Annotated in this window: 25 protein-coding genes; 18 read left to right on the plus strand and 7 right to left on the minus strand. The window is 64.7% G+C overall.

Annotation, left to right across the window (positions count from 1 at the left end):
- Positions 1–44: 44 nt before the first annotated feature.
- A complete protein-coding gene (locus BCCGELA001_RS15905; protein ID WP_162492954.1) occupies positions 45–1,784 on the minus strand; it encodes an ATP-binding protein in 1,740 nt (579 codons plus the stop codon).
- A 442-nt stretch (positions 1,785–2,226) separates the two neighbouring features.
- Here BCCGELA001_RS15905 and BCCGELA001_RS15910 point away from each other — a divergent pair, with 442 nt between their 5' ends.
- Positions 2,227–3,195 carry a catechol 2,3-dioxygenase gene (locus BCCGELA001_RS15910; RefSeq protein WP_060735758.1) on the plus strand — a complete coding sequence of 323 codons (969 nt, stop codon included), beginning with the start codon at positions 2,227–2,229 and terminating at the stop codon, positions 3,193–3,195.
- Positions 3,196–3,433: 238 nt separating this feature from the next.
- On the opposite strand, the gene BCCGELA001_RS15915 is transcribed toward BCCGELA001_RS15910, so the two are convergent.
- Together BCCGELA001_RS15915 and BCCGELA001_RS15920 are read right to left on the minus strand one after the other, a co-directional pair.
- The gene (locus BCCGELA001_RS15915) at positions 3,434–6,961 is read right to left on the minus strand and encodes a molybdopterin cofactor-binding domain-containing protein (protein WP_060735759.1); all 3,528 of its coding nucleotides are present in this window, start codon (positions 6,959–6,961) and stop codon (positions 3,434–3,436) included.
- Positions 6,961–7,443 carry a (2Fe-2S)-binding protein gene (locus BCCGELA001_RS15920; protein ID WP_008552652.1) on the minus strand — a complete coding sequence of 161 codons (483 nt, stop codon included), beginning with the start codon at positions 7,441–7,443 and terminating at the stop codon, positions 6,961–6,963. Before BCCGELA001_RS15920 ends, BCCGELA001_RS15915 begins: the two co-directional genes overlap by 1 nt.
- 267 nt (positions 7,444–7,710) lie before the next feature.
- On the opposite strand from BCCGELA001_RS15920, the gene BCCGELA001_RS15925 reads away from it, so the two are divergent.
- The 8 genes from BCCGELA001_RS15925 (at position 7,711) to BCCGELA001_RS15960 (ending at position 15,952) form a co-directional block, all read left to right on the plus strand.
- Positions 7,711–9,168 (plus strand): hypothetical protein, encoded by a 1,458-nt coding sequence (locus BCCGELA001_RS15925; protein ID WP_008552650.1) that lies wholly within the window; start codon positions 7,711–7,713, stop codon positions 9,166–9,168.
- Positions 9,165–10,061 (plus strand): UPF0280 family protein, encoded by an 897-nt coding sequence (locus tag BCCGELA001_RS15930; RefSeq protein WP_008552649.1) that lies wholly within the window; start codon positions 9,165–9,167, stop codon positions 10,059–10,061. Before BCCGELA001_RS15925 ends, BCCGELA001_RS15930 begins: the two co-directional genes overlap by 4 nt.
- Before the next feature lie 15 nt (positions 10,062–10,076).
- Complete coding sequence (locus BCCGELA001_RS15935; RefSeq protein ID WP_008552647.1) at positions 10,077–10,661, plus strand: amino acid synthesis family protein; 585 nt, start codon at positions 10,077–10,079, stop codon at positions 10,659–10,661.
- A gap of 77 nt (positions 10,662–10,738) precedes the next feature.
- A complete protein-coding gene (locus BCCGELA001_RS15940) occupies positions 10,739–11,941 on the plus strand; it encodes an ABC transporter substrate-binding protein (RefSeq protein ID WP_008552646.1) in 1,203 nt (400 codons plus the stop codon).
- A gap of 148 nt (positions 11,942–12,089) precedes the next feature.
- Positions 12,090–13,982, plus strand: coding sequence for an ABC transporter permease (locus tag BCCGELA001_RS15945; RefSeq protein WP_060735760.1), 1,893 nt, complete (start codon positions 12,090–12,092; stop codon positions 13,980–13,982).
- Positions 13,979–14,770, plus strand: a complete 792-nt coding sequence (locus tag BCCGELA001_RS15950) for an ABC transporter ATP-binding protein (protein WP_008552641.1) — start codon at positions 13,979–13,981, stop codon at positions 14,768–14,770. Before BCCGELA001_RS15945 ends, BCCGELA001_RS15950 begins: the two co-directional genes overlap by 4 nt.
- Positions 14,767–15,471, plus strand: a complete 705-nt coding sequence (locus tag BCCGELA001_RS15955; protein WP_008552639.1) for an ABC transporter ATP-binding protein — start codon at positions 14,767–14,769, stop codon at positions 15,469–15,471. The genes BCCGELA001_RS15950 and BCCGELA001_RS15955 overlap by 4 nt, the downstream gene beginning before the upstream one ends.
- A 25-nt stretch (positions 15,472–15,496) precedes the next feature.
- Positions 15,497–15,952, plus strand: coding sequence for a MarR family winged helix-turn-helix transcriptional regulator (locus BCCGELA001_RS15960; protein ID WP_008552638.1), 456 nt, complete (start codon positions 15,497–15,499; stop codon positions 15,950–15,952).
- 13 nt (positions 15,953–15,965) lie between these two features.
- Here the strand turns inward: BCCGELA001_RS15960 and BCCGELA001_RS15965 are convergent, their stop codons facing one another.
- Together BCCGELA001_RS15965 and BCCGELA001_RS15970 are read right to left on the minus strand one after the other, a co-directional pair.
- Positions 15,966–16,655: a hypothetical protein gene (locus BCCGELA001_RS15965; RefSeq protein ID WP_008552637.1), complete on the minus strand. Its 690-nt coding sequence runs from the start codon at positions 16,653–16,655 to the stop codon at positions 15,966–15,968.
- Between the two features lie 119 nt (positions 16,656–16,774).
- Positions 16,775–17,971 carry an amidohydrolase family protein gene (locus BCCGELA001_RS15970; RefSeq protein WP_060735761.1) on the minus strand — a complete coding sequence of 399 codons (1,197 nt, stop codon included), beginning with the start codon at positions 17,969–17,971 and terminating at the stop codon, positions 16,775–16,777.
- Between the two features lie 157 nt (positions 17,972–18,128).
- Between BCCGELA001_RS15970 and BCCGELA001_RS15975 the strand changes: the two genes are divergently transcribed.
- The 7 genes from BCCGELA001_RS15975 (at position 18,129) to BCCGELA001_RS16005 (ending at position 21,773) form a co-directional block, all read left to right on the plus strand.
- Positions 18,129–18,902: a ferredoxin--NADP reductase gene (locus tag BCCGELA001_RS15975; protein WP_008552631.1), complete on the plus strand. Its 774-nt coding sequence runs from the start codon at positions 18,129–18,131 to the stop codon at positions 18,900–18,902.
- Between the two features lie 95 nt (positions 18,903–18,997).
- A complete protein-coding gene (locus BCCGELA001_RS15980) occupies positions 18,998–19,321 on the plus strand; it encodes a hypothetical protein (RefSeq protein ID WP_060735762.1) in 324 nt (107 codons plus the stop codon).
- Positions 19,322–19,408: 87 nt separating this feature from the next.
- On the plus strand, positions 19,409–20,680 hold the full coding sequence (locus BCCGELA001_RS15985) for a cytochrome P450 (protein ID WP_060735763.1): 1,272 nt from the start codon (positions 19,409–19,411) through the stop codon (positions 20,678–20,680).
- 144 nt (positions 20,681–20,824) lie between these two features.
- Complete coding sequence (locus BCCGELA001_RS15990; protein ID WP_060737678.1) at positions 20,825–21,010, plus strand: hypothetical protein; 186 nt, start codon at positions 20,825–20,827, stop codon at positions 21,008–21,010.
- 11 nt (positions 21,011–21,021) lie between these two features.
- The gene (locus BCCGELA001_RS15995) at positions 21,022–21,222 is read left to right on the plus strand and encodes a hypothetical protein (RefSeq protein ID WP_060735764.1); all 201 of its coding nucleotides are present in this window, start codon (positions 21,022–21,024) and stop codon (positions 21,220–21,222) included.
- A gap of 15 nt (positions 21,223–21,237) precedes the next feature.
- Positions 21,238–21,501, plus strand: coding sequence for a hypothetical protein (locus BCCGELA001_RS16000; protein ID WP_060735765.1), 264 nt, complete (start codon positions 21,238–21,240; stop codon positions 21,499–21,501).
- Between the two features lie 29 nt (positions 21,502–21,530).
- Positions 21,531–21,773 carry a hypothetical protein gene (locus tag BCCGELA001_RS16005; RefSeq protein ID WP_060735766.1) on the plus strand — a complete coding sequence of 81 codons (243 nt, stop codon included), beginning with the start codon at positions 21,531–21,533 and terminating at the stop codon, positions 21,771–21,773.
- 35 nt (positions 21,774–21,808) lie between these two features.
- Here BCCGELA001_RS16005 and BCCGELA001_RS16010 read toward each other — a convergent pair whose 3' ends face one another.
- Positions 21,809–23,053 carry a DUF763 domain-containing protein gene (locus tag BCCGELA001_RS16010; protein ID WP_060735767.1) on the minus strand — a complete coding sequence of 415 codons (1,245 nt, stop codon included), beginning with the start codon at positions 23,051–23,053 and terminating at the stop codon, positions 21,809–21,811.
- Positions 23,054–23,180: 127 nt separating this feature from the next.
- Here BCCGELA001_RS16010 and BCCGELA001_RS16015 point away from each other — a divergent pair, with 127 nt between their 5' ends.
- The gene (locus tag BCCGELA001_RS16015; RefSeq protein ID WP_008552617.1) at positions 23,181–24,320 is read left to right on the plus strand and encodes a mechanosensitive ion channel family protein; all 1,140 of its coding nucleotides are present in this window, start codon (positions 23,181–23,183) and stop codon (positions 24,318–24,320) included.
- 54 nt (positions 24,321–24,374) lie between these two features.
- On the opposite strand, the gene BCCGELA001_RS16020 is transcribed toward BCCGELA001_RS16015, so the two are convergent.
- A complete protein-coding gene (locus tag BCCGELA001_RS16020) occupies positions 24,375–25,352 on the minus strand; it encodes a tripartite tricarboxylate transporter substrate binding protein (protein ID WP_060735768.1) in 978 nt (325 codons plus the stop codon).
- A 111-nt stretch (positions 25,353–25,463) separates the two neighbouring features.
- Here BCCGELA001_RS16020 and BCCGELA001_RS16025 point away from each other — a divergent pair, with 111 nt between their 5' ends.
- The gene (locus BCCGELA001_RS16025) at positions 25,464–26,174 is read left to right on the plus strand and encodes a TetR/AcrR family transcriptional regulator (RefSeq protein ID WP_060735769.1); all 711 of its coding nucleotides are present in this window, start codon (positions 25,464–25,466) and stop codon (positions 26,172–26,174) included.
- Positions 26,175–26,179: the final 5 nt, after the last annotated feature.

A 26,179-nucleotide genomic window follows, 5' to 3' on the forward strand; every position in this document is an offset into this window, starting at 1 on the left:
GCGCAGCAGCGTGCACGCTGCTGCGCGTCCGGGACATCAGCGGCTTACCGCAACGGCTTCTTCAGCAGCGAGAAGCGATCGGGATCGAGGCCCATCGAGGGCTGCAGCATCGGGGCCTCGACGTTGGAAAGCGTCTTGGCGGGCGGCGCCGAGAACACCGGATCGTTCGGCACGTCGCGCTGCGAGGTGGCGCCGCGCCAGCGCTCCAGCACGGCACCGACGAAATGCATGTCGTGGCCGGAGGTGACGGACGGCACGCTCGAGATGGTGGCCTCGCCGCGCGGCAATTGATGCGGCGGCACTTCCTTGAAGCGCAGCCTCGTCGGCAGTGCGACGCCTTCGCCGAAGGCCAACACCTCGCGGGTACCGAGCGAAGGCACGAAGGAGAGCAGGTTCGCGGCGGCGTCCGACACGGCGGCACGCAGCAGCGCCTGGTCGCGGTCGTTGGCAAGGCGCATCGTGAACAGCGTGTTGCACTGGGAGATGATGGTGGCGTCGAGCTCTGCGGGCCGCTGCGTGATCAGGCCGAGATAGACGCCGTATTTGCGGCCCTCCTTGGCGATGCGCGACACCGCCTTGCGGGTCGGGCCGAAGCCGATGTTGCGGTCGGCGGAGGCATAGCGGTGCGCTTCCTCGCAGACGAACAGCAGCGGCGAGACGCCGTCGCTCCACAGGCCGAAATCGAAGGCCATGCGGCACAGCACCGAGACGACGGAATCGATGACCTCGGCCGGGAAGCCGGCGAGCTGCATCACCGTCATCGGCTTGCCGTTGGCCGGCAGGCGGAACAGATGGCTGATGACCTCGGCCATGGTGTCGCCGCCGACATTGGCATTGTCGAACATGAAGGTGTAGCGCGGGTCGTTGCGCACGGCCTCGATGCGCGAGATCAGCTTGTGATAGATGATGCGCGAGGAGCGATTTTCCAATTTGCCCATGCGCTCGTCGATCAGCGATAAGAGGTCGACCAGGCGATAGGGCACCGGCGTGTCGACGGTGTAGCCGATCTGCTTGGGATCGATGCGCTTGAGACCGATGCGGTCGGCGTTCTGGTATTGGGTATAGACGCCCTTGGCGAGCGGGATCACCTCGGCGAGGATGTCGAGCTCCTCGGGCACGCCGGCGCGGCCGCCGAACAGCACGTCGACGATTTCCTCGAAATTGAACAGCCAGAACGGCAGCTTCAGGTTCCGCGGATTGAGCACCAGCGCGCGGTCGCCGAAGCAGCGGCCATATTCGTTGTGCACGTCGAGCAGGAAGATGCGCAGGTTCGGCCGTGCCTTCAGGATCTCGTTGAGCAACAGCGAGACGCCGGTCGATTTGCCGACGCCGGTCGATCCCAGCACCGCGAAGTGCTTGGACAGCATTTCCTCGACGTCGACATAGGCGACGACCGAACGGTCCTGCTGCAGGAAACCGACATTGATCTGGTCCGACCCGGTCGGCGCGTAGATCGTGCGCAGCTCCTGGCTCGTGATCAGGTCGACGGCATCGCCGATGGTCGGATAATTGGTGACGCCACGCTGGAATTTGGCCTTGTCGGCGGCATTGAGGATTTCGCCGAGCAGGTCGACCGAGGCGATCGCGATGTAATTGTCGTTGCCCGACAGGTTTTCGCAGGAGACCTCGGTGATCATCGCGACGATGACCGAGCTAGCGCAGCGGATACTGACGAAGCGGCCGACGGTCGCCCGAACCTCCGAGACCGGCATCCGGCTTTCCGCCAGAAGCCCGACCCGGGCCAGCGACCCGCGAACCGAAATCACGCGTCCAAAGGATGTCACGATGGATGAACCTGAGAAGAGCAAGGACTAGCCCGAACTATGCGCGGCCGTGGCTGCACAAACGGTTAAGCCGCTGCTGCAGCTGCTTCGTTAAATCTGCGGCAATTGCGCGGGAGGGCTGGTTCCCCACGCATATTTTTGGGCGGGAATGGCGCGAAAAGCTGCATTTCCAAGCCCCGGGAGAGCGGAAAGCATTTAGGAAGACTTTACCATTCGGGCAGTCAGGCCCCGCCGCTCGTGGAACCCTGTCATCGCTGGGGTGGGCGAGCCGTGCCCATTCGCAAGCAGTTTGATTTGTTGACGAGAACTAATCATTTGTACATTAGTACAAATAGTCCGGTGGCTTCGGTGCCGTGCCGGGCGTGAGCGCGTTGCAGTCCCGCGTCGATTGCGTGGCCCCGCGGCTCGCAGTCACGCTCGGCAGCCAAGTTTGGAGGAAACCATGCAGCCCGAACCGATCCTCGATCTCGCGCATCTCGGCCACATGGAGCTCTTGACGCCCAAGCCCGAGGAGAGCCTGAAATTCTTCGTCGACGTCATGGGCATGACCGTCAGCGGGCAGAAGGGCGAATCGGTCTACCTGCGCGGCTGGGACGATTACGAGCGCTATTCGCTCAAGCTCACGGCTTCGAAGACATCGGGCATGGAGCACATGGCGCTGCGCGCGCGTAGTCAGCAGGCATTGGAGCGCCGCGTCGCCGCGCTCAAGGGCTCCGGCTTCGACATCGGCTGGACCGACGGTGACATGGGGCAGGGGCCGACCTTCCGTTGCCGCGACCCCGATGGCCACATCGTCGAGCTCTACTACGAGACCGAATGGTATCAGGCGCCGCCGGAGCTGAAGCCCGCATTGAAGAATCAGGCGCAACGCTTTCCCGCGCGCGGCATCAACGTCCGCCGGCTGGACCATCTCAATTGCCTCGCCGTCGACATCAAGGCCAACCGCGAGTTCTTCGAGAATCATCTCGGCTGCCGGCTCACCGAGCAGATCGTGCTCAACGACGGCCGAGAAGCTGCGATGTGGCTGACGATGTCGAACAAGAGCTACGACTTCGCATATTCGCTCGATCATTCCGGCACGCCCGGCCGCTTCCACCACGTCACCTACGCGCTCGACAGCCGCGAGGAGATTCTGCGCGCCGCCGACATCTTCCTGGAGAACGGCGTGCATATCGAGACGGGACCGCACAAGCACGCGATCCAGCAGACCTTCTTCCTCTATGTCTACGAGCCCGGCGGCAACCGCGTCGAGGTCGCCAATGCCGGCGCGCGCCTCATCCTCGCGCCCGACTGGAAGCCGATCGTGTGGACCGAAGAGGAGCGCAAGAAGGGCCAGGCCTGGGGGCTGAAGACGATCGAGTCCTTCCACACCCATGGCACACCGCCGGTTGAGATGAAGAAGCACAGCTGAGTTAAAGCCGACTTGACCGATACCAGCGCTCTCTCCGTATGAGCTTGGCGAGGTTTGAGCAAGCGCCTCGTCCTTCGAGACGATCGCTTCGCGATCTCCTCAGGATGAGGCTAAACGGCAGCTTTGCCTATCGAACTGCTGCCATGCACTCCGTCCTCATCCTGAGGGCCCGCCGGAAGGCGGGCGTCTCGAAGGATGGCCGCACGCGAGCTTCCAGCTGCGCGTTCCTTGTATTGCATTAATGCGCCGACGATCGCACCCGCGCGATCGTCTCGCGCACACCGGTCCAGGCCGGCTTGTCCGGCGCGAACTGCCTGCGCAGGAAGGTGACGAGCTCCTCCAGCTGCGCGTCGCTCATGCTGTTTCTGAAGGCAGGCATGTAGCCGAGATCGCTCGACACCGGTTCACTGATGCCGTGCAGGATCACCTGTACGAGATTGTCTGATGTCGCGCTGTGCAGATTGCTGTTGAGCGCGAGCGAGGGCCTTGTGCCGAACAGCGGCAAACCACCGACTTCGTGGCAGACGGCGCAGGCGCCCTGATAGAGCCGCGCGCCGGTGGACGAAGCAACGGTGACTTGCGTCGCGCTCTCGAATTTTGCGGCGAGCGTATCCTGCGCTTGCCGGTCGGAGCCAGCATCGTTGAATGAGTCGAGGTAGACTGCCATCGCGCGGATGTCCTCATCGGGCAGGGCTTTGAGGTCTCTTACGATCGGCGCCATGGGACCGGCCGCGACGCCGTGATAGCGCGAATGGCCGGTGCGCAAATAAGCGAAGAGTTCGTCCGCGCTCCACGGGATCGGTGCGCGTGAGAGCGACGTCAGCGCCGGCGCCTCCCAGCCCTCGGCGAAGCCGCCGGCGAGATAGGCCTCGCGCTGCTCGGCACCAAGCGCATTGCGCGGCGAATGGCAGCCGCTGCAATGGCCGAGACTTTCGACGAGATAGGCACCGCGATTCCATTGCTCGGACTTCGCGGGATCCGGCTTGAAGTCCTTGGTCTGGTGAAACAGCGCATTCCAGCCGGCGAGCAGCGGGCGCAGATTGAACGGAAAGGCGAGCTTGTTCGCCGGTGCCGTCGCCCGCACCGCCGGCTGGGCCATCAGGTAAGCGTAGAGCGCCTGCATGTCGGCGTCGCTAGTCTTCGCAAAGTGCGTGTAGGGGAAGGCGGGATAGAGCTGTCGCCCGTCGCGATGCAGGCCGTCGCGCATCGCGCGCTCGAACGCGGGATAGGACCAGGCGCCGATGCCGGTCTCGACGTCAGGTGTGATGTTGGTCGCGTAGATCGTGCCGAACGGCGTCTGCAACGCACGGCCGCCGGCATTGAGCGCACCGCCGAGACTGGTGTGGCACTCCGCGCAATTACCGAGCGCAGCGAGCATCTCTCCGCGCGCGATGGTCGCGGCGGAGTAAACCGAGGCATCGGGACGTGCGATCGGCGCGATGGACCGGCCGGGCAGGAGGGCAGCACCGATTCCGATTGCGGCGGTGCAGACGGCTGCAATCGCCGCGCCAATGCCGGCGCGTTTGGCGAAGGGATTGTCCCAGATGCGAGATGGTTGCGGGGCAGGAGCGGGCAGCGCCTGCGGCGTCGCCACGGCCTCGCCGTGTAGCCCTTTCAGGATCCGCTCGGGCGTGAATGGCGGCTCGCGAAAGCGCACGCCGGTGGCATCGAAGATCGCGTTCGCGATCGCCGCCGCACTCGGCACCGAGGCGGATTCGCCGACGCCGAGCGGCGGCTGATCCTGACGCGGCAGCATCAGCACGTCGATCTTGGGCACGTCTGGGAAGGGGATGATCGGATAGGCGCCCCATTCGCGCGCCGCGACTGCTCCGCGTTCGAACGAGACCTCCTCCATCAGCGCGCGGCTGGTGGATTGGATGACGTTGCCGTGGATCTGGTGGCGTACGCCGTCCGGATTGATCATCAGGCCGGAGTCTTGTCCCGCGACGACGCGCGTCACGCTGACATCGCCGGTTGACTTGTTCACGGCGACGTCAGCGATCCAGGCCGACCACGCTGCGCCATAGCCGGGGAACTTGCTATGAACGTAGAGCGCGTAGGCAAAGCCGCGCCCGTGCACAATGTCGCCGTCCTTCTCCTCCCGCACGGGACGCGGCTTCCAGCCGGCGCGTTCGGCGACCGCATTGACGAGATCGACGGCGCGCTGGTCCTTCAGGTAGCGCAGGCGATACTCGATCGGGTCGACGCCAGCGTCGGTCGCAGCCTCGTCGATGTAGGACTCATGCGCAAAAGTGTTCGGCAGCGCCGAGACGCCGCGCATCCAGGAGGCGCGCACGATCGGCGGCATGTCGTGGGCGACGACACGCATGTTGTCGTAATCATACGGCGGGATCGCGGTACGGTCGCCCATCTGGAGCACGGCGGGCTCGGGCGAGATCCGACCGGTGAGCAGCAGCGCCAGCGTCGGTGCGGCATTCGAGGGATAGCGCGTCGCGAGATCGTAGGCGGCGATGCCGCCATTGGCATCGAGCCCGCCATTGACGTCGATGAGCTGTGCGGTCCCCTTGGGTTCCCAGGCGTGCTCCTGCTCGCGCGTCAATTGCACGCGCACGGGCCGGCCGACGGCGCGCGACAGCAACAGGGCATCAGCAGTGACGTCGTCGGCGCAGTTGCGGCCGTAGCAACCCGCGGCCTCCAGCCGGATCACCTCGATCTCACTCTCGGGACGCTCGACCAGCAGCGCGAGGTCGGCGCGCAAAACGTGCGGGTTTTGCGTGCCCGACCAGACACGGATGTTGCCGTCCTGGAAGTCGGCGACGGCGCAGGAGGGACCGATCGAGGCATGCATCTGATACGGCCAGATGTAAGTGCGCTGCATCGGCTTGGCCGCGGCGGCAATGGCCGCATCGACATCGCCCTTGTCGATCAGCGTTCGCGGCGTCGATGGATTGGCGCGGAGTGCAGTCTCGACATCGGCAAGATTGGTGAGATCAGGCGTCGGCTCCCAGCTCACCTCAAGCTGCTCCGCCGCGCGGATCGCATCCTCCTCGCGCTCGGCGACCACGCCGACGAAATCGCCGATCCGGACCACGGCTTTGACGCCGGGAATGTCGCGCACCGAGGACTCGTCGACGGCAATGAGGCTGGTGCCGACGAAAGGACCGGCATCGACGCCGGCATAGGGCGGACGTACCACGCGGCCGTGCAGCATGCCGGGGACTCGGATATCGTGCACGAAGGTCAGTTCGCCCGTGGCCTTGGCGGGCAGGTCGACGCGCGGTACCGATTGTCCGACGATGGCGTAGTCGCCGACGGATTTCACCGCGACATCGTCGGCAAGCTCGAGGCGAACGGTCTCGTCTCCGATCAGCTCGCCATAGCTGACGCTGCGATTGTCGTTCCCGCGCACGAGGCCGTCCTCGATCCTGAGGTCGGTCTCCGGCAGCTCCAGCCGTTCGGCCGCGCGCGCGATCAAAAAGTGCCGCGCCTGGGCGGCGGCCTTGCGCAGAGGTACGGCCGTGATCTGGATGGTCTCGCTTGCGATGGTCGCGCCCTGGTTCGGCACCAGGGCGGTATCGCCGAGCACGACGACGACGCGGGCAAAGGACACGTCCAACTCTTCGGCGACGACCTGGCCAAGCGCGGTGCGGATGCCGGTGCCGAGATCGACATGGCCGTTGTAGGCCGTGACCGATCCATCCGCGGTGATGCGGATGAAGGTTTCGGATGTGACCTCGTCCACGGTGCGGACGACGACGAGCGAGCCGGACGGCCGCTCTGCTCCGTTCGGAATAGGGGAGGCCATCAATCAGACGCCTCGGTGAGCTGGCCGGATGCGCGCATCACCGCGCGCAGGATCTCGACATGCGTGCCGCAGCGGCAGAGATTGTAGCGCAAGGCCGCAAGCGCCTCCTGTTCGGTCGGTCTCGGATTGATCGCGAGCAGCGCCTTGGTCGTCATGATCATCCCGTTCAGGCAATAGCCGCATTGCGCGGCCTGCTCGTCGATGAAGGCCTGCTGCACTACGTCCGGTCTGTCGCGGTCGCCGAGGCCTTCGAGCGTCACGATGTCGCGGCCGGCGCAGCCACTGATGGGAATCACGCACGAACGTGCCGCCGCGCCGTCGATCAGGACAGTACAGGTGCCGCATTCACCTAAGCCGCAACCATATTTCGGGCCGTTGAGCGCGATGTCGTTGCGCAGCACATAGAGCAGCGGCGTCTGCGGCGCTGCAGTGACCTCGTGGATCCCGCCGTTGACGGTGAGGCGGATCGGTGCGTGCGTCATCCTCGTTCCCAAGCCCGCGGGCCAAGTGCTGTCAAATCCACATGCTCGCAAAATCGATGTCGCGACGATACCGTTTGTACACAAACGTGCAAGCCGTGCATGCCGCACTGCAGCGCGACTGCCTTGTTTGTGGACAGAGCGGATAGGCAATTGAGGTTTTATGCGGCAGCCGGATGTTTTGCGCCGCACCGCCGCTTGACAGCATCGGGGACCGCGCGCAACATCGTTCGTATACGAATGATAACCGCGGTGTCCGCTGGCTCTGACATGGTGATGGAAACAACGAGCGCTGTCATCGACAAGATCCGCTGCGATGCCTGTCCGGTGATGTGCTACATCAAGCCGGGCGCGGCGGGCGCCTGCGACCGCTATGCCAACCACGACGGCAAGCTCGTTCGCGTCGATCCGCACGTGATCCTGGAGCGCACCGTCTCGCATGGCGGCAAGCTCGTCCCGTTCAACCGCACCGAAGACTGGGACGGCAAGATCGTCCACGAGCCTTCGACCTTCGTGACCGCGATCGGCGCGGGCACGACCTATCCCGACTACAAGCCGGCGCCGTTCATCGTCTCCGCTGAGGTCGACGGCGTCGACATGGTGACCGTCGTCACCGAAGGCATCTTCTCCTATTGCGGCATCAAGGTGAAGATCGACACCGACCGCTATCTCGGTCCGGAGACTGCGACCGTCCGCGCGCAGGGTGAGGCGGTTGGCCACGTCACGACCAGCGAATACGGCTCGCAGATGCTGTCGCTCGGCGGCGTGCATCATCTCACTGGCGGCTCCAAGAAGGAGGGCCGCGTCACCTGTGACACGCTGATGGATCTCGCCAATTGCAAGGCCGTGGAGCTGACCATCGACGGCGGCGCGAGCGTAGTGGTGCAGGCCGGCCAGCCGCCGATCGTCAACGGCGTGAAGGAAGAGCGCATGCGGGTCGGCTGCGGCTCGGCGACGATCGGCATGTTCGCCAAGCAATGGCACGGCAAGGTCGACGAGGTCGTCGTGGTCGACGACCACATCACCGGCGTGCTCAGTGAGCATCAGGCCGGCAAGCTGCTCGACATCGCCGATACCGGCATCAAGATGAAGGGCCGGCGTTCGACCCCAGGCCGTTATTTCCAGGTCGCCGACCCCGGCACGGGATGGGGCGGCACCAACATCTCCGATCCGCTCGCCATCCTCGGGCCGTTCGATGCCAAGGAGGCAAAGCCGGGTTTGACCATGCTGATGGTCTCAACCACCGGCGAGCATTCGTCTTATTACGTGCTCGACGAGGCCTTGAAGCCGGTCGAAACCGAGATGCCTGCCGACCTGAAATCCTCGGTCGACCGCATCCAGGAGAATTGCGAGCCGGCGCTGTGCACGGTGCTGTTCATGGCCGGCGCCGGCGGCTCCTTGCGCGCAGGCGTCACCGACAATCCGGTGCGGCTGACGCGTTCGGTGAAGGACGCGCTGACGCGCGTCACCAGCGGCGGCGCCCCAGTCTATGTCTGGCCGGGCGGCGGCATCACCTACATGGTCGATGTGACGCAGATGCCGGCCGGCGCGTTCGGCTATGTTCCGACGCCGGCGCTGGTCGCGCCCATCGAGTTCACGATGAAACTGACGGATTATGCAGCGCTTGGCGGGCACATGGATTACGTGAAGCCGCTCGCCGAGGTGCAGGCCGGAGACGACATCCGCCAGCTGCCCTGGCAGAACCCCATTCCGGGACCGCGGGCATGACCAGGCTCCCGCAAATCGCATTGCTGTCTGATGGCCGGCGGCTGCATTTGCAGGATGGTCCGATCGATCTGGTCGTGGAGGCGAGGGGAGCAGCAGGCGAAGTGCGTGCGGCCTATGAGGCCGCGGCGCGGCGGTTCACCGGGTTGCTCGACGAGCTCTGCGCGGAATTGCCGGAGCTGCGGGCGGCCGCCGGGCAGCGGTCGTTGCTGAAGGGCATTGTGGCGCGGCGGATGCACGCCGCGGTCGCGCCTTATGGAGGCGATTGCTTCATCACGCCGATGGCTGCAGTTGCCGGCAGCGTCGCCGAGGAGATCCTTGGCGCGATGCTCGACGCCGCGACGCTCGATCGGGCCTATGTCAATAATGGCGGCGACATCGCGCTTCATCTTGGCAACGGTGAGCATTTCTCGGTCGGTCTGATGGACCGGCCGGATCGCTTCGGCGTGATGCGGACGATGCGGGTGGATTCCGGTGATCCCGTGGGGGGTGTTGCGACCAGCGGACGTCACGGCCGCAGCTTTTCGCTCGGCATTGCCGACGCGGTGACTGTGCTGGCGGCGACGGCGTCGCAAGCCGATGCGGCGGCCACGATCATCGCCAATGCCGTGGATCTGCCGGGGCACAAGGCCATCATCCGCGCGCCTGCCAACGAGATTCAGTCCGACAGCGATCTCGGCACGCGCCTCGTCACCCGCGATGTCGGCGCGTTGTCGCACGACGAGATCGCAGCAGCGCTGGAATATGGCGCGGAATGTGCACGGCAAGTGTTCGATCGCGGATTGATCGAAGGTGCCGTGTTGCAGCTTTGTGGTGATATGCTCGTCATCGGACCTAAGGATATAGAAGAGCAACGAACGCGCCTACTTGTGCTGGAGAACGCGGTCGATGCCTGAACGGGGAAGCGAAACATGAACGCGATCATCCGCAAGATCGTCACCGTCGTCGAAGAGACGCAGATGGAGATGGGCCGCCAGGTCTCGCCACCGACCCGGCGCGCCGCGGCGATCGCCGTGATCGAGAATCCCTTCGCTGGAAAATATGTCGAAGACCTTTCGCCGTTGATCGCCATCGGCGAGGAGCTCGGCGAGCTGTTGTCGAAGCGCGCGGTGACCGCGCTTGGCATCGACGGTGCCAAGGCGCAGAGCTACGGCAAGGCCGCGGCCGTCGGCGAAAACGGCGAATTGGAACATGCTGCGGCGATCCTGCACCCGAAGATGGGAGCGCCGGTGCGCAAGGTCCTGAGCAAGGGGGCGGCGTTGATCCCGTCGTCGAAGAAGCGCAGCGGTCCAGGTACGACGCTCGACATCCCGCTGGGTCACAAGGACGCAGCTTTCGTCCGCAGCCATTTCGACGGCATGGAGGTACAGATCAACGACGCGCCGCGTGCCAACGAGATCATGGTCGCGGTCGCCGTCACCGACAGTGGCCGTCCATTGCCGCGAGTCGGCGGGCTCACGGTTGCGGAGATCAAGGGTGAAGACGGTTTGAGATGACACGATCCGGAGAGCCGGGCACAGGTTCTCCCCGGTCGTGCGCGAAAGACATTAGGCGTTCAAAACTGGAGGTTGGGATGCGAGCAGGAAATATTTTCGTCGGCGCGGCCTTCGCGCTTCTGGCGGGCGGCATGGCTCATTCGGCCCTGGCGCAGGACATCAAGATCGGCGAGATCAACAGCTATTCGCTGCTGCCGGCCTTCACCGAGCCTTACCGTAAGGGCTGGCAACTCGCCGTCGAGGAGGTCAACGCGGCTGGCGGCATCAACGGCAAGAAGCTCGTCGTCATCTCCAAGGACGACGGCGGCAAGCCGGCGGATGCGCAGACCGCGGCCAACGAGCTCGTCTCGAGCGAAGGCGTGGCGATGCTCGCGGGCACGTTCCTGTCGAATATCGGCCTCGCCGTCAGCGACTTCGCCAACCAGAAGAAGGTGTTCTTCCTGGCGGCCGAGCCGCTGACGGACGCGATCACCTGGTCCAAGGGCAACAAATACACCTTCCGCCTGCGCCCCTCCAACTACATGCAGGCGGCGATGCTGGTGGAAGCCGCCAGCAAGCTGCCCGCAAAGCGCTGGGCAACGATCGCGCCGAACTACGAATACGGCCAGTCGGCGGTCGCGGTGTTCAAGAAGCTGATGTCGGAGAAGCGTCCTGATATCCAGTGGGTCGACGAGCAATGGCCGCCGCAGGGCAAGATCGACGCGGGTCCGGTGGTGCAGGCGGTTGCCGCCGCCAATCCGGAAGCGATCCTCAACGTCACCTTCGGCGCCGACCTCGTCAAGCTCGTGCGCGAGGGCAATACCCGCGGCCTGTTTAAGGGACGCGAGGTGGTTTCGTTCCTGACCGGCGAGCCCGAGTATCTCGATCCGCTCAAGGACGAGACGCCCGAGGGTTGGATCGTCACCGGCTATCCCTGGTACTCGATCAAGACGCCCGAGCATGACGCGTTCCTGAAGGCGTATCAGGCCAAGTTCAACGACTACCCGCGCCTGGGCTCGATCGTCGGCTACCAGACCATCAAGTCGGCGGCCGCGATCCTGACCAAGGCCGGCTCGACCGATCCGGAGAAGCTGATCGCAGCGGCCGAGGGCCTGTCGATGCCGTCGCCTTTCGGCGAGATCACCTTCCGCAAGATCGATCACCAGTCGACGCTCGGTGCCTATGTCGGCAAGACCGCGCTGAAGGACGGCAAGGGCGTAATGGTGGACTCCAGCTACAAGAAGGGCGCCGACTATCTGCCCAGCGACGCCGAAGTCGCCAAGCTGCGCCCGAAGGACTGATCTTCGCTGCCGTAGGGTGGGTTAGCCGAAGGCGTAACCCACCCCTTCGGTACCACACGAGAAAAGATGGTGGGTTACGCCGAGCAGATGCGCTCAGCGCATCTGCAGGGCTAACCCACCCTACGACTTCACCCAACCCGGACCGCCGATGGCCTTTTATGTCGTACAGTTTCTGACCGGTCTCGCCAGCGCAGCGTCGCTGTTTCTGGTGGCGTCGGGCCTGTCGATCATCTTCGGCGTGACGCGGATCGTGAATTTCGCGCATGGCGCCTTCTACATGGTCGGCGCCTATATCGCCTTCACGCTGACCGAGCGGCTTTCGGGCGCGTTCGGCTTCTGGGGCGGGATCGTGGTGGCCGCGTTGGTGGTGGCGCTGATCGGCGTCGTCGTCGAGATGGTGCTGCTGCGACGCATCTATCATGCACCCGAATTATTCCAGCTGCTCGCAACCTTCGGTCTCACCTTGATGGTCGAGGACCTCGTCGTGCTGATCTGGGGACCAGACGATCTCGTCGGCCGCCGAGCGCCAGGCTTCAGGGGCGCGATCGACTTCTTCGGCCAGAATATCCCGAGCTATGACCTGTTCCTGATCGTGCTTGGTCCGGTCGTGCTCGGCATTCTCTGGCTGCTGTTCCAGCGCACGCGCTGGGGCGTGCTGGTGCGCGCGGCGACGCAGGACCGCGACATGGTGGCTGCGCTCGGCGTCAATCAAAAGTGGCTCTTCACATCAGTGTTCGCCGTCGGCGTCTTTCTTGCCGCCCTCGGCGGTGCGCTCCAGATCCCGCGTGATGCCGTGCATCACGCCATGGACCTGCGCATCATCGTCGAAGTTTTCGTCGTGGTCGTGATCGGCGGCCTCGGCAGCATCGTCGGCGCGTTTGTCGCCGCCGTGCTGGTCTCCGAGCTCAATGCCTTCGGCATCCTGATCTTCCCGAAGATCTCCATCATCCTGGTCTTCCTGGTGATGGCCGTGGTGCTGATCGTCCGTCCCTGGGGCCTGTTCGGCAAGCCGGAGGCGCCAGCGCGCAAGACGCCGGGCCTCACGGTCAATCCCTGGCGGCCGCTGACGTCGAACGAGCGCATGGCGGCGCTTGCGGCGCTCGTCGTCGCGGCGACGCTGCCGCTGTTCGCCGGCAATTATCTGCTGACCGTCGGCTCGGAGATCGCGATCTTCGTGATCTTCGCGGTCAGCCTGCATTTCCTGATGTCGGTCGGCGGGCTCGCCTCGTTCGGTCACGCCGCCTATTTCGGGCTCGGCGCCTACGGTATCGCCTTCCTCGCCAAGATGGCGGGGCTGCCGATGATCGTGTGCCTCTTGCTCGGTCCGCTGCTCGGCTGTCTGGGCGCGGCTGTGTTCGGCTTCTTCGCGGTGCAGCTCTCTGGCGTCTATTTCGCGATGCTGACGCTGGCGTTCGCGCAGATCGTGTGGTCGATCGCATTCCAGTGGGTGGACGTCACCGGCGGCGACAACGGCATTCTCGGCCTCTGGCCGTCGAGCTGGGCGGCGAGCCCGTCGCATTTCTACTGGCTGTCGCTCGGGGTCGCTGCGCTAGTGACCATCGCGCTGCGGGCCATGGTGTTCTCGCCGTTCGGCTATGCGCTCCGGGCCACGCGCGACTCGCTGCTGCGCAGCGAGGCCATCGGCATCGATGCCAAGCGCATCCAGTGGACCGCCTTCGTGATCGCGGGCACGACCGCCGGCATCGGCGGGGCACTGTTCGCTTATCTCAAGGGCAGCGTCTTCCCCGACAATCTCGGCATATCCCTCTCGGTCGACGCGCTGGTCATGGTGCTGCTCGGCGGCGTCGAGACGGTCTCGGGCGCAGTGATCGGCGCCATCGTCTACAAGGCCTTGAACATCTGGCTGGTCAGCCAGACCGATCTGTCGAAGCTCGTGCTCGGCGGTTTCATCATGCTGATCGTCGTCGTCTTCCCCAAGGGCATCGTCGGCACGCTGGAGATGCTGGTGCAGCGCCGCAGGAAGCCGTCATCGCCGCCGGGATCTCCCTTGCTCGCCAAGCCGATCGAGTCTGCCGAATGAGCGTTGCACCTCCACTTCTCGCGGTCGAAGGCCTGACCAAATCCTATGGCGGCATCCATGCCGTGCGCGGCGTCTCGTTCTCGCTGCGCGCCGGCGAGATCCTGGCGCTGATCGGCCCGAACGGCGCCGGCAAGAGCACCTGCTTCGACATGCTCAATGGCCAGAACAAGCCGGACTCCGGCCATGTTCGCCTGCTCGGCGAAGAAATCACTGGCAGGAAACCGCGCGAGGTCTGGCGGCTTGGCGTCGGGCGCACGTTTCAGATCACCGCTACGTTCTCGACCATGACCGTGCGCGAGAACGTGCAGGTCGCGCTGATCTCGTACGGGAGGCAGCTGTTCAATCCGTTCGGCTCGGCGCCCAAGTTCGACCGTGGCGAGGCCGGCCGTCTGCTCGAACTGGTCGGCATGAGTGGCTACGCCGACCGTCCCTGCGGCGAGCTCGCCTATGGCGATCTCAAGCGGCTCGAGCTTGCGGTCGCGCTCGCCAACCAGCCCAAGCTGCTGCTGATGGACGAGCCGACCGCGGGCATGGCGCCGCGCGAGCGCGTCGACCTGATGCGGCTGACCGCGAGCATCGCGCGCGAAAAATCGCTCGGCGTGCTCTTTACCGAGCACGACATGGACGTGGTGTTCGAGCATGCCGACCGTATCATCGTGCTCAATCGCGGCGCGCTGATCGCCGAGGGCTCGCCGGCCGAGGTCCGTGGCAATCCGCAGGTGCAGGCAGTCTATCTCGGCGAAGGCCTCGTCTACGATGCCCGCCACCGCGAGGGAGCATCGATGTGAAGCTGACGGTGCAAGACCTCAACAGCCACTACGGTCCGGCGCATATCCTGTTCGACATCGGCTTCGAGGTGGGCGAGGGCGAGGTGGTGGCGCTGCTCGGACGCAACGGCGCCGGCAAGTCGACGACGTTCCGCTCGATCGTCGGCCTCGTCGCCCAGCGCACCGGCCGCATCATGTTCGAGGGCAAGGACGTCTCGTCGAAGCCGACACACGAGATCGTCCGCGACGGTCTCGGCTATGTGCCGGAGGAGCGGCGCATCTTCACGGATTTGACCGTCGAGGAAAATCTCGAAGTCGGCCGTCAGCCCAAACGTCCCAACGCGCCGCATTGGACGCGCGAGAAGCTGTTCACGTTGTTTCCAAACCTGGGTGAGATGAAGAACCGTCCGGGTGGGCGCATGAGCGGCGGCGAGCAGCAGATGCTGACCATCGCGCGCACGCTGATGGGCAATCCGTCGCTGGTGCTGCTGGACGAGCCTTCGGAAGGATTGTCGCCCAAGATCGTGGAGCAGATGGTCGACGCCATCCTGACCATGAAGAAGGAAGGCGTCAGCATCGTCGTTTCCGAGCAGAATCTGCATTTCGCGCGGCTGATCTCCGATCGCGCCTATATCATCGAGCGCGGCCGGATCTGCTTCGGCGGCACCATGGCCGAGCTCGACGCGCGTCCGGATATCCGCGACGCGCATCTGTCGTTGTGAGGCAAGGGGAAGGGGCTGCGAACGGATGGCGAGAAGCGTTACGGCCAAGAAGAGCGTCAAACCGGCAAAACCGCCTTACGTTCTCGACGAACAGGTTGGCTTCATCCTGCGGCAGGTCTGGCAGCGCCACAGCTCGATCTTCTCCCGCGACATCGGCACGAACCTCACGCCGACACAATGGGCGGCGCTGTCGAAGCTCGCCGAGACCGGAGCGTGCTCGCAGAACCAGCTCGGCCGTCTCACGGCGATGGACGTCGCGACCATCAAGGGCGTGATCGACCGCCTGACTGCGCGCGGCCTGACCGAAACCAGCCAGGATCCCGAGGACGGACGGCGCTTGCTGGTCAGCCTGACGCGCGCCGGTCAGCAGCTTGCCGAGAAGCTGGCGCCGAACGCGCTCGCGGTCACACGGGAGACGCTGGCGCCGCTCGACGCGAAAGAGCGCGAGATGCTTATGACGCTATTGAACAAGCTGCGGTAGCGAAGACTGAAGATCAGGTCTTGCCCGGCCATTTGGCGCGGTAGCGGATTTCGCTGCCGTCATTGAGACGCCGCCATGTGCCGAATTCCGGCGTATGCGGCGCACGGGCCGTCAAATCGATCGGATAGATCCGGCTCGGCTGGCCCTGAATGTCCACGGCGAGTTGTCGGTGCGACGTTCGGAAGGCAAGTTCGACTTCGCCTGCGATGACGGGCTGGTCGCCGTCGCGATAGAACGCGGCTGGGTTCACTTCGCCCGGCATGGTGTTGAGGTCGGTTTGCAATTCGATGGTAATGCCCTGCGCTGATGTCGGGACCGTTACCCCTGCCGGAAAACGGACCTCGAACATGAGCAGGGGATTGGCGCCGTTACGGTTGAGCCAGGGCGTCGCGGTCGCATAAGCATAGGCAATGTAGATACCGATACCGGCAACGCAGAGCAAGGCGACGACGCCCAGGGACTTCAGGCTGTTGCGCGCGACGCTTTCATGGCTTGGGTCCTTGCCTGCGCGCAACGCCAGCTTGCTGGCAAGCACCGCGCCGCCGATCGCGCCCATGGGACAGTAAACGAACAGCGCCAGCAGGCCCGATGTGATCGGGTCGGCGCGGTTGCCCAACTCGAGAAGGGAGAACACCAAGAAGATCGCGATATAACCCGCCACCGCACCGGCAGCGCCGACGGCAATTCGCGACGAACTCTTCATGATCTCCTCGGAGCTTCGAAAAAGGCAGCCCTCGCAAGGGCTGTCCGCATTTGACGCAGCAAGCGGGAGATTCGTTCAACGTCTTCGGGGCGTGCGGAGCGCCGCGCGCTCCGGCTGCCTCACTTCGCGACCACCTCCGGCACCTTGCCTGCCGGCGGCGTGTTGCGGCTGCGCTGGGTGCGCACGATGCCGTCGATGATGGTCATGCCGATGCCGGGGAGGTCGCCGAGCTGGACGCTCTCCAGGATGTTCTTGCCCGGCGAGTGCTGCGCCTTGTCCATGATGACGAAGTCGGCGGAACGGCCGACCTCGATCAGGCCGCAATCGAGCTGGCGCATCCGGGCGGTGTTGCCGGTGGCAAGGCAGAAGGCGATCTCGGCCGGCAGTTCGCCGAGCGAGGACAGCATCGAGACCATGCGCAGGATGCCGAGCGGCTGCACGCCGGACCCGGCGGGCGCGTCGGTGCCGAGGATGACGCGATGCAGGTCGCCTATCTCGCGTGCGATCCGCAGCGTGTACAGCGCCGAGCGCTCATTGCCGTTGTGAACGATCTCGAGCCCCCGCTTGCAGCCCTCGCAGATGCAGCGGATCTGGTCGTCGGGGAGGGCGGTGTGGCCGCCATTGATGTGCCCGACCACGTCGGTGTCGGCCTCCAGCACCACGTCCTTGTCGATCAGGCCGGAGCCGGGGATCGAGGGGCCGCCGGTGTGGATGGTGCTCTGGATGCCGTATTTGCGCGCCCACCCGACCATCTTCCGCGCGGTCGGGCCGTCCTTGACGCCGCCAAGGCCGACTTCGCCGAGTAGCTTGACGCCGGCTGCCGCCAGCTCCTTGAAATCCTCCTCGACCATCTCGCATTCGATCACCGGCGCGCCGGCGTGAACCTTCACGCCGCCGGGGCGCAGATTCCAGAACGCGCGCTGGGCGAAGATCGCCATGGCTTTCAGCCCGACGACGTCGCGAGGGCGGCCGGGCATGTGAACCTCGCCGGCGGAAATCATGGTCGTGACGCCACCATGCAGATTGCTGTCGATCCAGCCGATCTGGTTCTGGCGCGGTGTCCAGTCGCCCGCGACAGGGTGGACATGGCTGTCGATCAGGCCCGGCGCGACCGTGGTGCCGTTGGCCTCGACGATGGTGGTGGCACCTTCCGTGTTGAGATCCTTGTAGCGGCCGATGGCGGTGATCTTGCCGTTCTCGGCGACGATGGTGTCGCCATCCAGGATCGGCTTTTCCAGGGCGCCGGACAGGATCAGGCCGATATTCCGGATCACCAGCTTCGAGGGTCCGGTGGCCTGGGGTGCGTCATGCGCCATGGAGAGGGCTCCTTATTCATAGCTGCAACGCTTCCGATCTTGGGCAGCCTTGACCGCGGGATCAAGCCGGATTATTCATTAGTATACGAATGATCGTGTACAAACGACGCATAGCTGCCCGCCTCGGAACCGCATTGGAAGCGACAGGGAAGGTGTGATGAGCAATTTCAATCAGGAAAGCGTTTTGAGTGTCCACCATTGGACCGACACGCTGTTCTCCTTCAAGACCACCCGCAGCCCGACCTTCCGTTTCCGCAACGGCGAGTTCACCATGATCGGGCTCAAGGTCGGCGAGAAGCCGCTGCTGCGGGCCTACAGCGTCGCCAGCGCCAATTATGAGGACACGCTGGAGTTCTTCTCGATCAAGGTGCCTAACGGCCCGCTGACCTCGCGCCTCCAGCATCTGAAGGAAGGCGACGAGATCATCGTCAGCCGCAAGGCCACCGGCACGCTGGTGATCGACAATCTGGAAGAGGGCCGCAACCTTTACCTGATCGGCACCGGCACGGGTCTTGCGCCCTTCCTGAGCGTGATCAAGGACCCCGAGACCTACGAGCGCTTCGAGAAGGTCGTGCTGCTGCACGGCTGCCGCCAAGTGAAGGAGCTCGCCTATGGCGAGATGATCACCGAGCATCTGCCGAAGGACGAACTGCTCGGCGCGTACATCCAGAACCAGCTGATCTATTCCCCGACCGTGACGCGCGATCCCTTCCGCAACCGCGGCCGCATCACCGACCTCATCACCTCAGGCAAGCTGTTCGCCGACATCGGTCTGCCGACGCTGGAAGCCGCCCACGACCGTGTCATGATCTGCGGCAGCCCGGCCCTGGTCGCGGACACCCGCGTGCTGCTGGGCGAGCGCGGCTTCGTCGAGGGCAATCATGGCGAGCCGGCCCAGTTCGTGGTCGAAAAGGCCTTTGCCGAGCGCTAAGTCCGCAATAAGACCGCATTTTCGCCGCCCGCCGCCCGTTGCGGCGCCGATTCGGCGCTTGATACACTGTGGGAGCGAATCAGCGGAGTTCCCACATGGTTGCGGACAGCGACAGCAACATCGCCTGGCACCGGGTCCAGTTGAAGAAGAACCGCGCCGAGTTGAAGGCGCTGGAGACTGCGCGCTTCACGATGGGCGAGATCGCTTCATCGAAGCGGACCGGGCAGACGCAGAAGACCATCGCGGAACTCAAGCGCAAGATCGCGCAGTCCGAACGCGTCATCGCCGATCACGATAAGCGCACGCGCCGACCGCTCGCGACCGACCTGCAAAGCCTCAGCAATGGCAGCTGGGGCCATTGGGACGCTTACACGCAGCAGCAGCGCAAGTCCGGCCAGCGCTCTCCGGGGCGTGGATAGGCGCCCCTGTCGAAGCGCTCGCTCCTCTTGCGCCGGCGGCGCCGCCCACCATCTGGTTGAGACGCCGCCAACCATCCCGGTGATGCCATGACAGTGCGCCTCGATTTCACCAGCGAGGCCTTCTTTCGCGATCCGCCCAAGGCGATCGCGACGCTACGCATGTCAGGCCCCGTGGTCGCGACGCGATTTCCGCTCATCGGCGATGTCTGGATCACGACGACCCATGACGCCACCGCACAGGTCCTGAAGGACGGCGCGACCTTCACGCTACGCAAGGAGGATGGCGACGTCGCCGGCCTGCGCTGGTGGATGCCGAGATACGTCAGGACCATCGCCAACAACATGCTGACGATGGACGAGCCTGACCATACCAGGCTGCGCAGCATCGTGGACGAGGCCTTTCGTCGGCGCGCCATCGTCGCGATGGAGCCGCGCATCCGCGCGATCGCCGACGGCCTTGCCGACGAGCTGTTCGCGAACGGAAGCCCGGCAGACCTCGTCCAGAGCTACGCCCGCATCCTGCCGCTGGCGGTGATCTCCGAGCTTTTGGGCCTGCCGCTGGCCGACCGTCCGCGATTCATCGCCTGGGCCAACTCGATGTCGTCGCTGACCAATGTGGTCAGCTTCTTCCGCCTGCTGTTCGCGTTCCGCAAGATGCGCGCCTATCTCGAAAGGCAGTTGCAGCTCGCGCGTGAACGGGGCGGTGAGGGGCTGATCGCAGAGCTGGTCCAGGTCGAGCGCGAGGGCGGGCAGATCACGCCGGACGAGATGGTCTCGATGGTGTTTCTGCTGCTCGCGGCCGGCTCGGAGACGACCACGCATCTCATCAGCGGCTCGGCTTACGAGCTGCTCAGGAATCCGGGCGTGCGCGATTGGCTCGAGAAGGACTGGAGCCGCGTCGGCCTCGCCGTCGAGGAGTTCCTGCGCTTCGTCTCACCGGTGCAATTCTCCAAGCCGCGCTATGTGCGGCGGGATGTCGAGGTCGAAGGCGTGCGCCTGAAGAAGGGCGATCGCGTCATGGTGATGCTCGCGGCGGCGAACATGGATCCGGCGATGCATGATCACCCGGAGAGACTCGATCTCGAACGCAAGCCGAACCGCCACATGACGTTCGGAACGGGAATTCATTTTTGCCTCGGCCATCAGCTCGCGCGCATCGAGGCGGCCTGCGCGCTGGAAGCGCTGTTCGTGCGGTGGCCGAAGCTTGGTCTGGCCGTCGATCCCGCCGAGGTCCATTGGCGCAGGCGGCCCGGCCTGCGCGCGATCGCAAAGCTTCCCGTCGCAGCCGAGGGCCATGGAACACAGGCGATTGGGCGCAGTGAAGCCGGCATTGATCGTTCCCTCACCGCGGCGAGCTGAGATCGACGTCTCTTCGGAAAATATTCGCGAGGCCTGATCGATCAGGAACGGTGTGCCGTCCGTCCTGTTGTCACTGGCACATCGATGCGACGGGTTCCACAACTCTCGATGTCGCAGATCGATGTCTTAACGGGAGACGAGATCATGACCAGCAAGATGCCACCTGTCCCGCCGGACAATCAAAGCCGCAAGGGAACTGGCGACAGCAAGCCGATGTCCGCTGATCAGACACCGCACGGCCAGCAGCGTGCGCAGAATCCGGACCAGCAAGGACAGCAGGGCAACATCAAGCAGAACACGACCAATCAAGGCTATCAGCAGGATCGCTGAGGAGGGACGTGATGTCGACATCCACAAAGACACCCAACAGCATTCGTCAGGGCGGGCCCGGTGCTTCGCATGAGAATGCGAAGGCGCCGCTGGAGGTGAAGAAGCCGCCGGCCGACAATCCGCAGCGCAGCCACAGCCGCGTCTCCGGCGGCGGAGGCGAGCACGATTCCCACCATGCGCACGATGAGGCGGGCAAGGGCGGTGGCAGGTGACGATTGGAGATCCGAATGCAAGGCAAGAAGACACACGAGCAGCAGGTTCGCATCCTCGAGCGTAAGCCTGATGTTCCGGACGCGCGCGAGCTCGAGCAGGCCATCGGTCGCAATCCCGGCGAAGCCGCCGTCCATCGCGGCCGCCCCGAGGCCCGGCAGAGCGAATTCCCGGTGAGCCGCGGCGGCCTCAATCAAGAGAGCGATCACAACAAGCACAACGATCCCGGCCAGCACGGCCACAAGCCGCCGAAACCGACGCCGGCGCAACAGAAGCACTAAGAGAGATCATCGCAAGAGAGGAGAAACCGATGCCAGGTGGGCATGGGAGCAAGACGCACTTCAGATCGGGCATGCATGGCAAGGGCGACGGCACAGGCGCAATGACCGACGTGCCGAAGGACATGATCGGAGACAACGTGGTCCTGTCCAACCGCGATAAGAAACAGCATTCGGACATCCGCGGCATGGACGGCAAGTCCATCCAGACGGAACAATATCAGGACCACGCAGCGAACCGGCTCGACGACAAGCCGCAGACTGACGAGACCTGAGAAAGCGTTCCTCCCGACCGACTGCGGACCGGTGTTCAGCCGGTCCGCTTTTTTGTGGCCGCAAGATCGTGTTCCCAGCCGAACACGGAGCGGCCGTCGAGATCGGGCGAGGCGGCACGCTCGCCGGCGATGTAGGCCTGGACCGACGGCCCTCGTGCAGTCCGCTCCAGCCGTCGTGCCTGATCGTCGAGCCGCTTGATCGCCTGCATCTCTTCGTCGCGCCCGAGCTTTGCGTTCTGGATCGCGCCCTTGAGCACGCGAATGGTCTCGTCATAGACCTTGATCGGAACGGGGTAGGGATGCCGGTCCTTCCCGCCATGGGCCAGCGAGAAGCGCGCGGGGTCCTTGAACCGATACGGCGCGCCGTGGACGACCTCGGCGACCATCGCCAGTGAACGCACGGTGCGCGCGCCGACGCCTGGCGTTAGCAGCAGGTCCGGGAAATCGACAGGGCCGCGCTCGGCCGCGGCAGCCAGCGTGCCGTGCAGGCGCCGCGCGAACACGTCCTTGGGCCGCACGTCGTGATGGGCGGGCATGATCAGGTGCGGGAGCATGGCTTGTGCCGGCTCGGTTCCGGTGAGCCGTTCGAACTCCGAGACGATGCGATCGGGGCCAAGATCACTCAACAGCTCGAGCTGCGCGGAACGCGAGACGTCGGCGCGATGGTCGGTGAGGTTGACGATCTCGCCTTGCTGCGGGCCGTCGATCGCGCTGTGCGGAGCATCGACGAAGCTCTTCAGCGCCTCGGAATGCCAGTGATAGCGGCGGGCCTGCCGCTTGTCGCCGTTCATGCCCTGCTGCACCACCGTCCACTTGCCGTCGGCCGTGACAATGAAGCCATGCAGGTAGAGATCAAAACCGTCCTGCACCGCGGCGCTGTCCACCTTCGCCACCAGCCGGCTAGCGCGGGTCAATCTTGCGCCGTCGAAACCGACGCGGTCGCCGAGCTGCAACAGCTCGTCCGGCGTCTTGCGCGAATGCTGGCCGCGCCCGCCGCAGACATAGATGCCGAGCTCGTCCTGGAGCGGCCCGAGGCCACGCTTCAACGCGCCAATCACGGAGGTGGTGATCCCCGATGAGTGCCAGTCCATTCCCATCACGGCGCCGAACGATTGGAACCAGAAAGGATGTGACAGGCGCTGCAGAAACGCGTCGCGGCCATAATGATGAACAATCGCCTGCGTGACGATCGCACCGAGCGAGGCCATGCGGCTCGCAAGCCAGGGTGGAACCCGGCCGGTGTGGAGTGGAAGATCGGCGCTGCCGGTACGTCGAGTCATGAGCACGGTAAACTAGCGCATTTCGCAACGGTTGCATCAGGGGAATGCTGCATTGCACTGGACGGGGGAGCCAAGCTGACCCGGCAGACGTTGAGCGGACTACCCGAATGCACTGATGGGGACAGCAATGACTTGGCAGGCCGTCATAGCCGAAATCGACGGGATGTTCGGCTGGATACCATCTTGGTTCGTCGGCCTCAGCCTGGTTGCCGGTGCGATCCTGCTGGCCCTTGCCTTTTACCGCTTCGCCGCCTGGCTGCTCAATCGCGCCTTCGGAACGCGTCTCCCACTCTTAAGCGTGTTCATCGACAGGACCGCCGGTCCGGCCCAACTCGCGCTCTGCCTCGCTGCCGTCGCCCTGGTGCTGCCGCTCGCGCCGCTAAGTGACGCATTTCGCACGCCGCTGACGAGCCTTTTCGTGGTCGCATTCATCGCGCTGATCGGCTGGATATCGATCCGGATCGTCGACATGAGCGCGGCGCGCTATCTCCAGAACTTTCGCGACGTCACCGAGAATTTCGTGGCGCGCAAGCACGTCACACAGGTCCGTGTGTTCAAGCGCGTCACCGACACCATCATCGTCATCATCACGGTGTCCACCGCGCTGATGACGTTCGACTCGGTCAAGCAATATGGAGTCAGCCTGTTCGCCTCGGCCGGCGCCGCCGGTATCATCGTCGGCCTCGCCGCACGGCCGCTGCTCAGCAACCTGATCGCGGGCTTGCAAATCGCGATTACCCAGCCGATCCGCATCGAGGATGCCGTGATCATCGAGAACGAGTGGGGGTGGATCGAGGACATCGCTGCGACCTATGTCGTGATCCGGCTCTGGGACTGGCGCCGCATGGTGGTGCCGCTGTCCTACTTCATCGAGAAGCCATTCCAGAACTGGACCCGCGATACCGCCTCCCTGATCGGTGTCATCGCGCTCCACGTCGATTACCGTGCTGACGTGGCTCGCATCCGCCGCTGGCTGGAAGGCGCCGTGAAGGAGTCGAAGCTGTGGGACGGGGAAGTGGTCAATCTCCAGGTGATCGACGCGGATTCGCGCACCATCGAATTGCGCGCGCTGGTCAGCGCGCGCAATGCGCCGCAATCCTGGGACCTGCGCTGCGAGATGCGGGAGAAGCTGATCGCCTTCATCCGAGACGAGATGCCGGAGGCACTGCCGCGTGAGCGGGCGATCCTGATCCCGTCGGGAGATGATGCTGCCGATCTCCCGCGGCGGTCCGCCCCGCCTGAGAAAATGCGGGCGAGCGCACATTGAACAGCGCGGGCCGGGCTCGCTAGTTGAGCGCCGGTCTTTGCGCGCCACGGAGCCTCACTGCGCGCGAATGTTGGCTGCCTTCAGCACGGGCTCCCACTTCGTCGCTTCGGCGCGCATAAAGGCGTCGAAATCCTTGGACGAAGAGCCGAGCGGCGTTGCGCCGATCTTGCCGAGCGTCGACAGCACGTTTGAGTCTTGCAGCGCCGCCTTCAAATCGGTTTCGAGCTTCGCCACGATCTCCGGTGGCATTTTCGCCGGGCCAAGCACACCCCACCACACCGAGACGTCATAGCCGGGCACACCCGCTTCCGCGACGGTCGGCACATTCGGCAGCGCCTTGGAGCGCTCGGCCGAGGTCACCGCAAGCGCGCGCACCGGGCCGCCTTCGAGCTGGCCGATCGCTTCTGCAAGCGGGTTGATGCTGAGCGGAATCTCGCCGGCGATCACCGCCGTCAGCGCCGGTGCGCCACCCTTGTAGGGGATCGCGACCATCTTGGTGCCGGACATGTGTTTGAGCAACTCACCGGCCAGATGCGCCGAGGTGCCGTTGCCGGACATGCCGTAGGAGAGCTTGTCCGGCTCTTTCTTCGCCGCGGCCAGGAGATCGCCGAGCGTCTTATAAGGACTGTCCTTGGCGACGACGATCGCCAGCGGGGAGGAGGCGATTTCGGTGATGGCGGTGAAATCCTTGAACGTGTCGTAGGGTACGCTCGGATAGATGAACTGGTTGAGCGGATGGCCGCTGGCGACCAGGATCAGCGTGTAGCCGTCGGGCGCGGCCTGCGTCAGCGCCTGCGAGGCGATAACGCCGCCGGCGCCGGGGCGGTTGTCGATCACCGGCTGCTGGCCCCAGGTCTTGGCCAGTGCCTGGCCCAGCGTGCGCGCGAGCACGTCGACGGCACCGCCGGCGGCATAGGGGACCAGAATGTGGACCGGCTTGCTCGGGTAATTTTCCGCAGCCTGCGCGGCGCTGCCCGCCAGCAACAGGCCGGCACCCAGCATCAAACCGATTGTCCTGTTCAAACCCAGCATTCTCAGCACTCCTTAAGGGCATTCGCGCGCCTGCCGGTCGATGTCCCGGCCGTTCCGACGCCAGCAGTTCTTGTTGACGAGACCTGATTTTTTGTACGATAGTACAATCACATGGTACGCAAGCCCACCAGCAAGGAAACGGCCCGCAAGCCGAACATGCGCGAGGCGATCCTCGCCGCGGCCGAGGAGCTGTTCGCCACCAACGGATTCAACGCCGTCTCGGTGCGCGACATCGCGCATGCTGCCGGCGCCAATGCCGGCAGCGTGACCTATCATTTCAAGACCAAGGACGGTCTGCTGCTGGAAATCTATCGGCGCCATTGCGGGCCGATGAATTTGCGCCGCTCCGAGCTGCTCGCAGCCGCAAGGCGCGTGCGCGACCTGCAGGACCGGCTCGAAGCGGTGGTGCGCGCCTATGTGGTGCCGGCCTTCACCTCGGGCAGCGATCTTGCCGGCGGCGGGGCGCGCTTCACGCGGCTGCGCGCCGTGATGTCGGCGGAAGGCAATGAGGTCGTGCGAAAGATCATCGCGCAGACCTTTGACGACACCAGCCATGCCTTCATCGATGCGATCCACGAGAGCTTGCCGCATATCCCGCGCACCGACATCGTCTGGCGCAGTCACTTTCTGCTCGGCGCGCTCTATTATTCGCTGGTGACGCCGGAGCGCGTCTCGCGCCTGTCGCGCGGCGAGGCTGATGGCGGCGACGCCGCCAATGCCATCGAACAGTTGGTGCAGGCCACCGTTGCCGCGTTCCAGGCGCCGGCGCTAGATCAGGCCGCACCGGCGCGGCGGCGGCCGGTCGTCGGCAGCAAGTCTTAAGAGCA

This window comes from Bradyrhizobium sp. CCGE-LA001 (genome assembly GCF_000296215.2).
Taxonomy (GTDB): Bacteria; Pseudomonadota; Alphaproteobacteria; order Rhizobiales; family Xanthobacteraceae; genus Bradyrhizobium.

What these genes read in the sequence shown, in the direction of transcription:
- BCCGELA001_RS15995 (WP_060735764.1), top strand. Translation starts at nt 21,022, where the DNA reads ATGTCGACATCCACAAAGACACCCAACAGCATTCGTCAGGGCGGGCCC.
- BCCGELA001_RS15945 (WP_060735760.1), top strand. Translation starts at nt 12,090, where the DNA reads ATGGCCTTTTATGTCGTACAGTTTCTGACCGGTCTCGCCAGCGCAGCG.
- BCCGELA001_RS15920 (WP_008552652.1), bottom strand. Translation starts at nt 7,443, where the DNA reads ATGACGCACGCACCGATCCGCCTCACCGTCAACGGCGGGATCCACGAG.
- BCCGELA001_RS15910 (WP_060735758.1), top strand. Translation starts at nt 2,227, where the DNA reads ATGCAGCCCGAACCGATCCTCGATCTCGCGCATCTCGGCCACATGGAG.
- BCCGELA001_RS15940 (WP_008552646.1), top strand. Translation starts at nt 10,739, where the DNA reads ATGCGAGCAGGAAATATTTTCGTCGGCGCGGCCTTCGCGCTTCTGGCG.
- BCCGELA001_RS15935 (WP_008552647.1), top strand. Translation starts at nt 10,077, where the DNA reads ATGAACGCGATCATCCGCAAGATCGTCACCGTCGTCGAAGAGACGCAG.
- BCCGELA001_RS15980 (WP_060735762.1), top strand. Translation starts at nt 18,998, where the DNA reads ATGGTTGCGGACAGCGACAGCAACATCGCCTGGCACCGGGTCCAGTTG.
- BCCGELA001_RS16005 (WP_060735766.1), top strand. Translation starts at nt 21,531, where the DNA reads ATGCCAGGTGGGCATGGGAGCAAGACGCACTTCAGATCGGGCATGCAT.
- BCCGELA001_RS15985 (WP_060735763.1), top strand. Translation starts at nt 19,409, where the DNA reads ATGACAGTGCGCCTCGATTTCACCAGCGAGGCCTTCTTTCGCGATCCG.
- BCCGELA001_RS15990 (WP_060737678.1), top strand. Translation starts at nt 20,825, where the DNA reads ATGACCAGCAAGATGCCACCTGTCCCGCCGGACAATCAAAGCCGCAAG.
- BCCGELA001_RS15950 (WP_008552641.1), top strand. Translation starts at nt 13,979, where the DNA reads ATGAGCGTTGCACCTCCACTTCTCGCGGTCGAAGGCCTGACCAAATCC.
- BCCGELA001_RS16025 (WP_060735769.1), top strand. Translation starts at nt 25,464, where the DNA reads ATGGTACGCAAGCCCACCAGCAAGGAAACGGCCCGCAAGCCGAACATG.
- BCCGELA001_RS16010 (WP_060735767.1), bottom strand. Translation starts at nt 23,053, where the DNA reads ATGACTCGACGTACCGGCAGCGCCGATCTTCCACTCCACACCGGCCGG.
- BCCGELA001_RS15970 (WP_060735761.1), bottom strand. Translation starts at nt 17,971, where the DNA reads ATGGCGCATGACGCACCCCAGGCCACCGGACCCTCGAAGCTGGTGATC.
- BCCGELA001_RS15925 (WP_008552650.1), top strand. Translation starts at nt 7,711, where the DNA reads ATGGTGATGGAAACAACGAGCGCTGTCATCGACAAGATCCGCTGCGAT.
- BCCGELA001_RS15960 (WP_008552638.1), top strand. Translation starts at nt 15,497, where the DNA reads ATGGCGAGAAGCGTTACGGCCAAGAAGAGCGTCAAACCGGCAAAACCG.
- BCCGELA001_RS16015 (WP_008552617.1), top strand. Translation starts at nt 23,181, where the DNA reads ATGACTTGGCAGGCCGTCATAGCCGAAATCGACGGGATGTTCGGCTGG.
- BCCGELA001_RS15930 (WP_008552649.1), top strand. Translation starts at nt 9,165, where the DNA reads ATGACCAGGCTCCCGCAAATCGCATTGCTGTCTGATGGCCGGCGGCTG.
- BCCGELA001_RS15915 (WP_060735759.1), bottom strand. Translation starts at nt 6,961, where the DNA reads ATGGCCTCCCCTATTCCGAACGGAGCAGAGCGGCCGTCCGGCTCGCTC.
- BCCGELA001_RS15965 (WP_008552637.1), bottom strand. Translation starts at nt 16,655, where the DNA reads ATGAAGAGTTCGTCGCGAATTGCCGTCGGCGCTGCCGGTGCGGTGGCG.
- BCCGELA001_RS15975 (WP_008552631.1), top strand. Translation starts at nt 18,129, where the DNA reads ATGAGCAATTTCAATCAGGAAAGCGTTTTGAGTGTCCACCATTGGACC.
- BCCGELA001_RS16020 (WP_060735768.1), bottom strand. Translation starts at nt 25,352, where the DNA reads ATGCTGGGTTTGAACAGGACAATCGGTTTGATGCTGGGTGCCGGCCTG.
- BCCGELA001_RS16000 (WP_060735765.1), top strand. Translation starts at nt 21,238, where the DNA reads ATGCAAGGCAAGAAGACACACGAGCAGCAGGTTCGCATCCTCGAGCGT.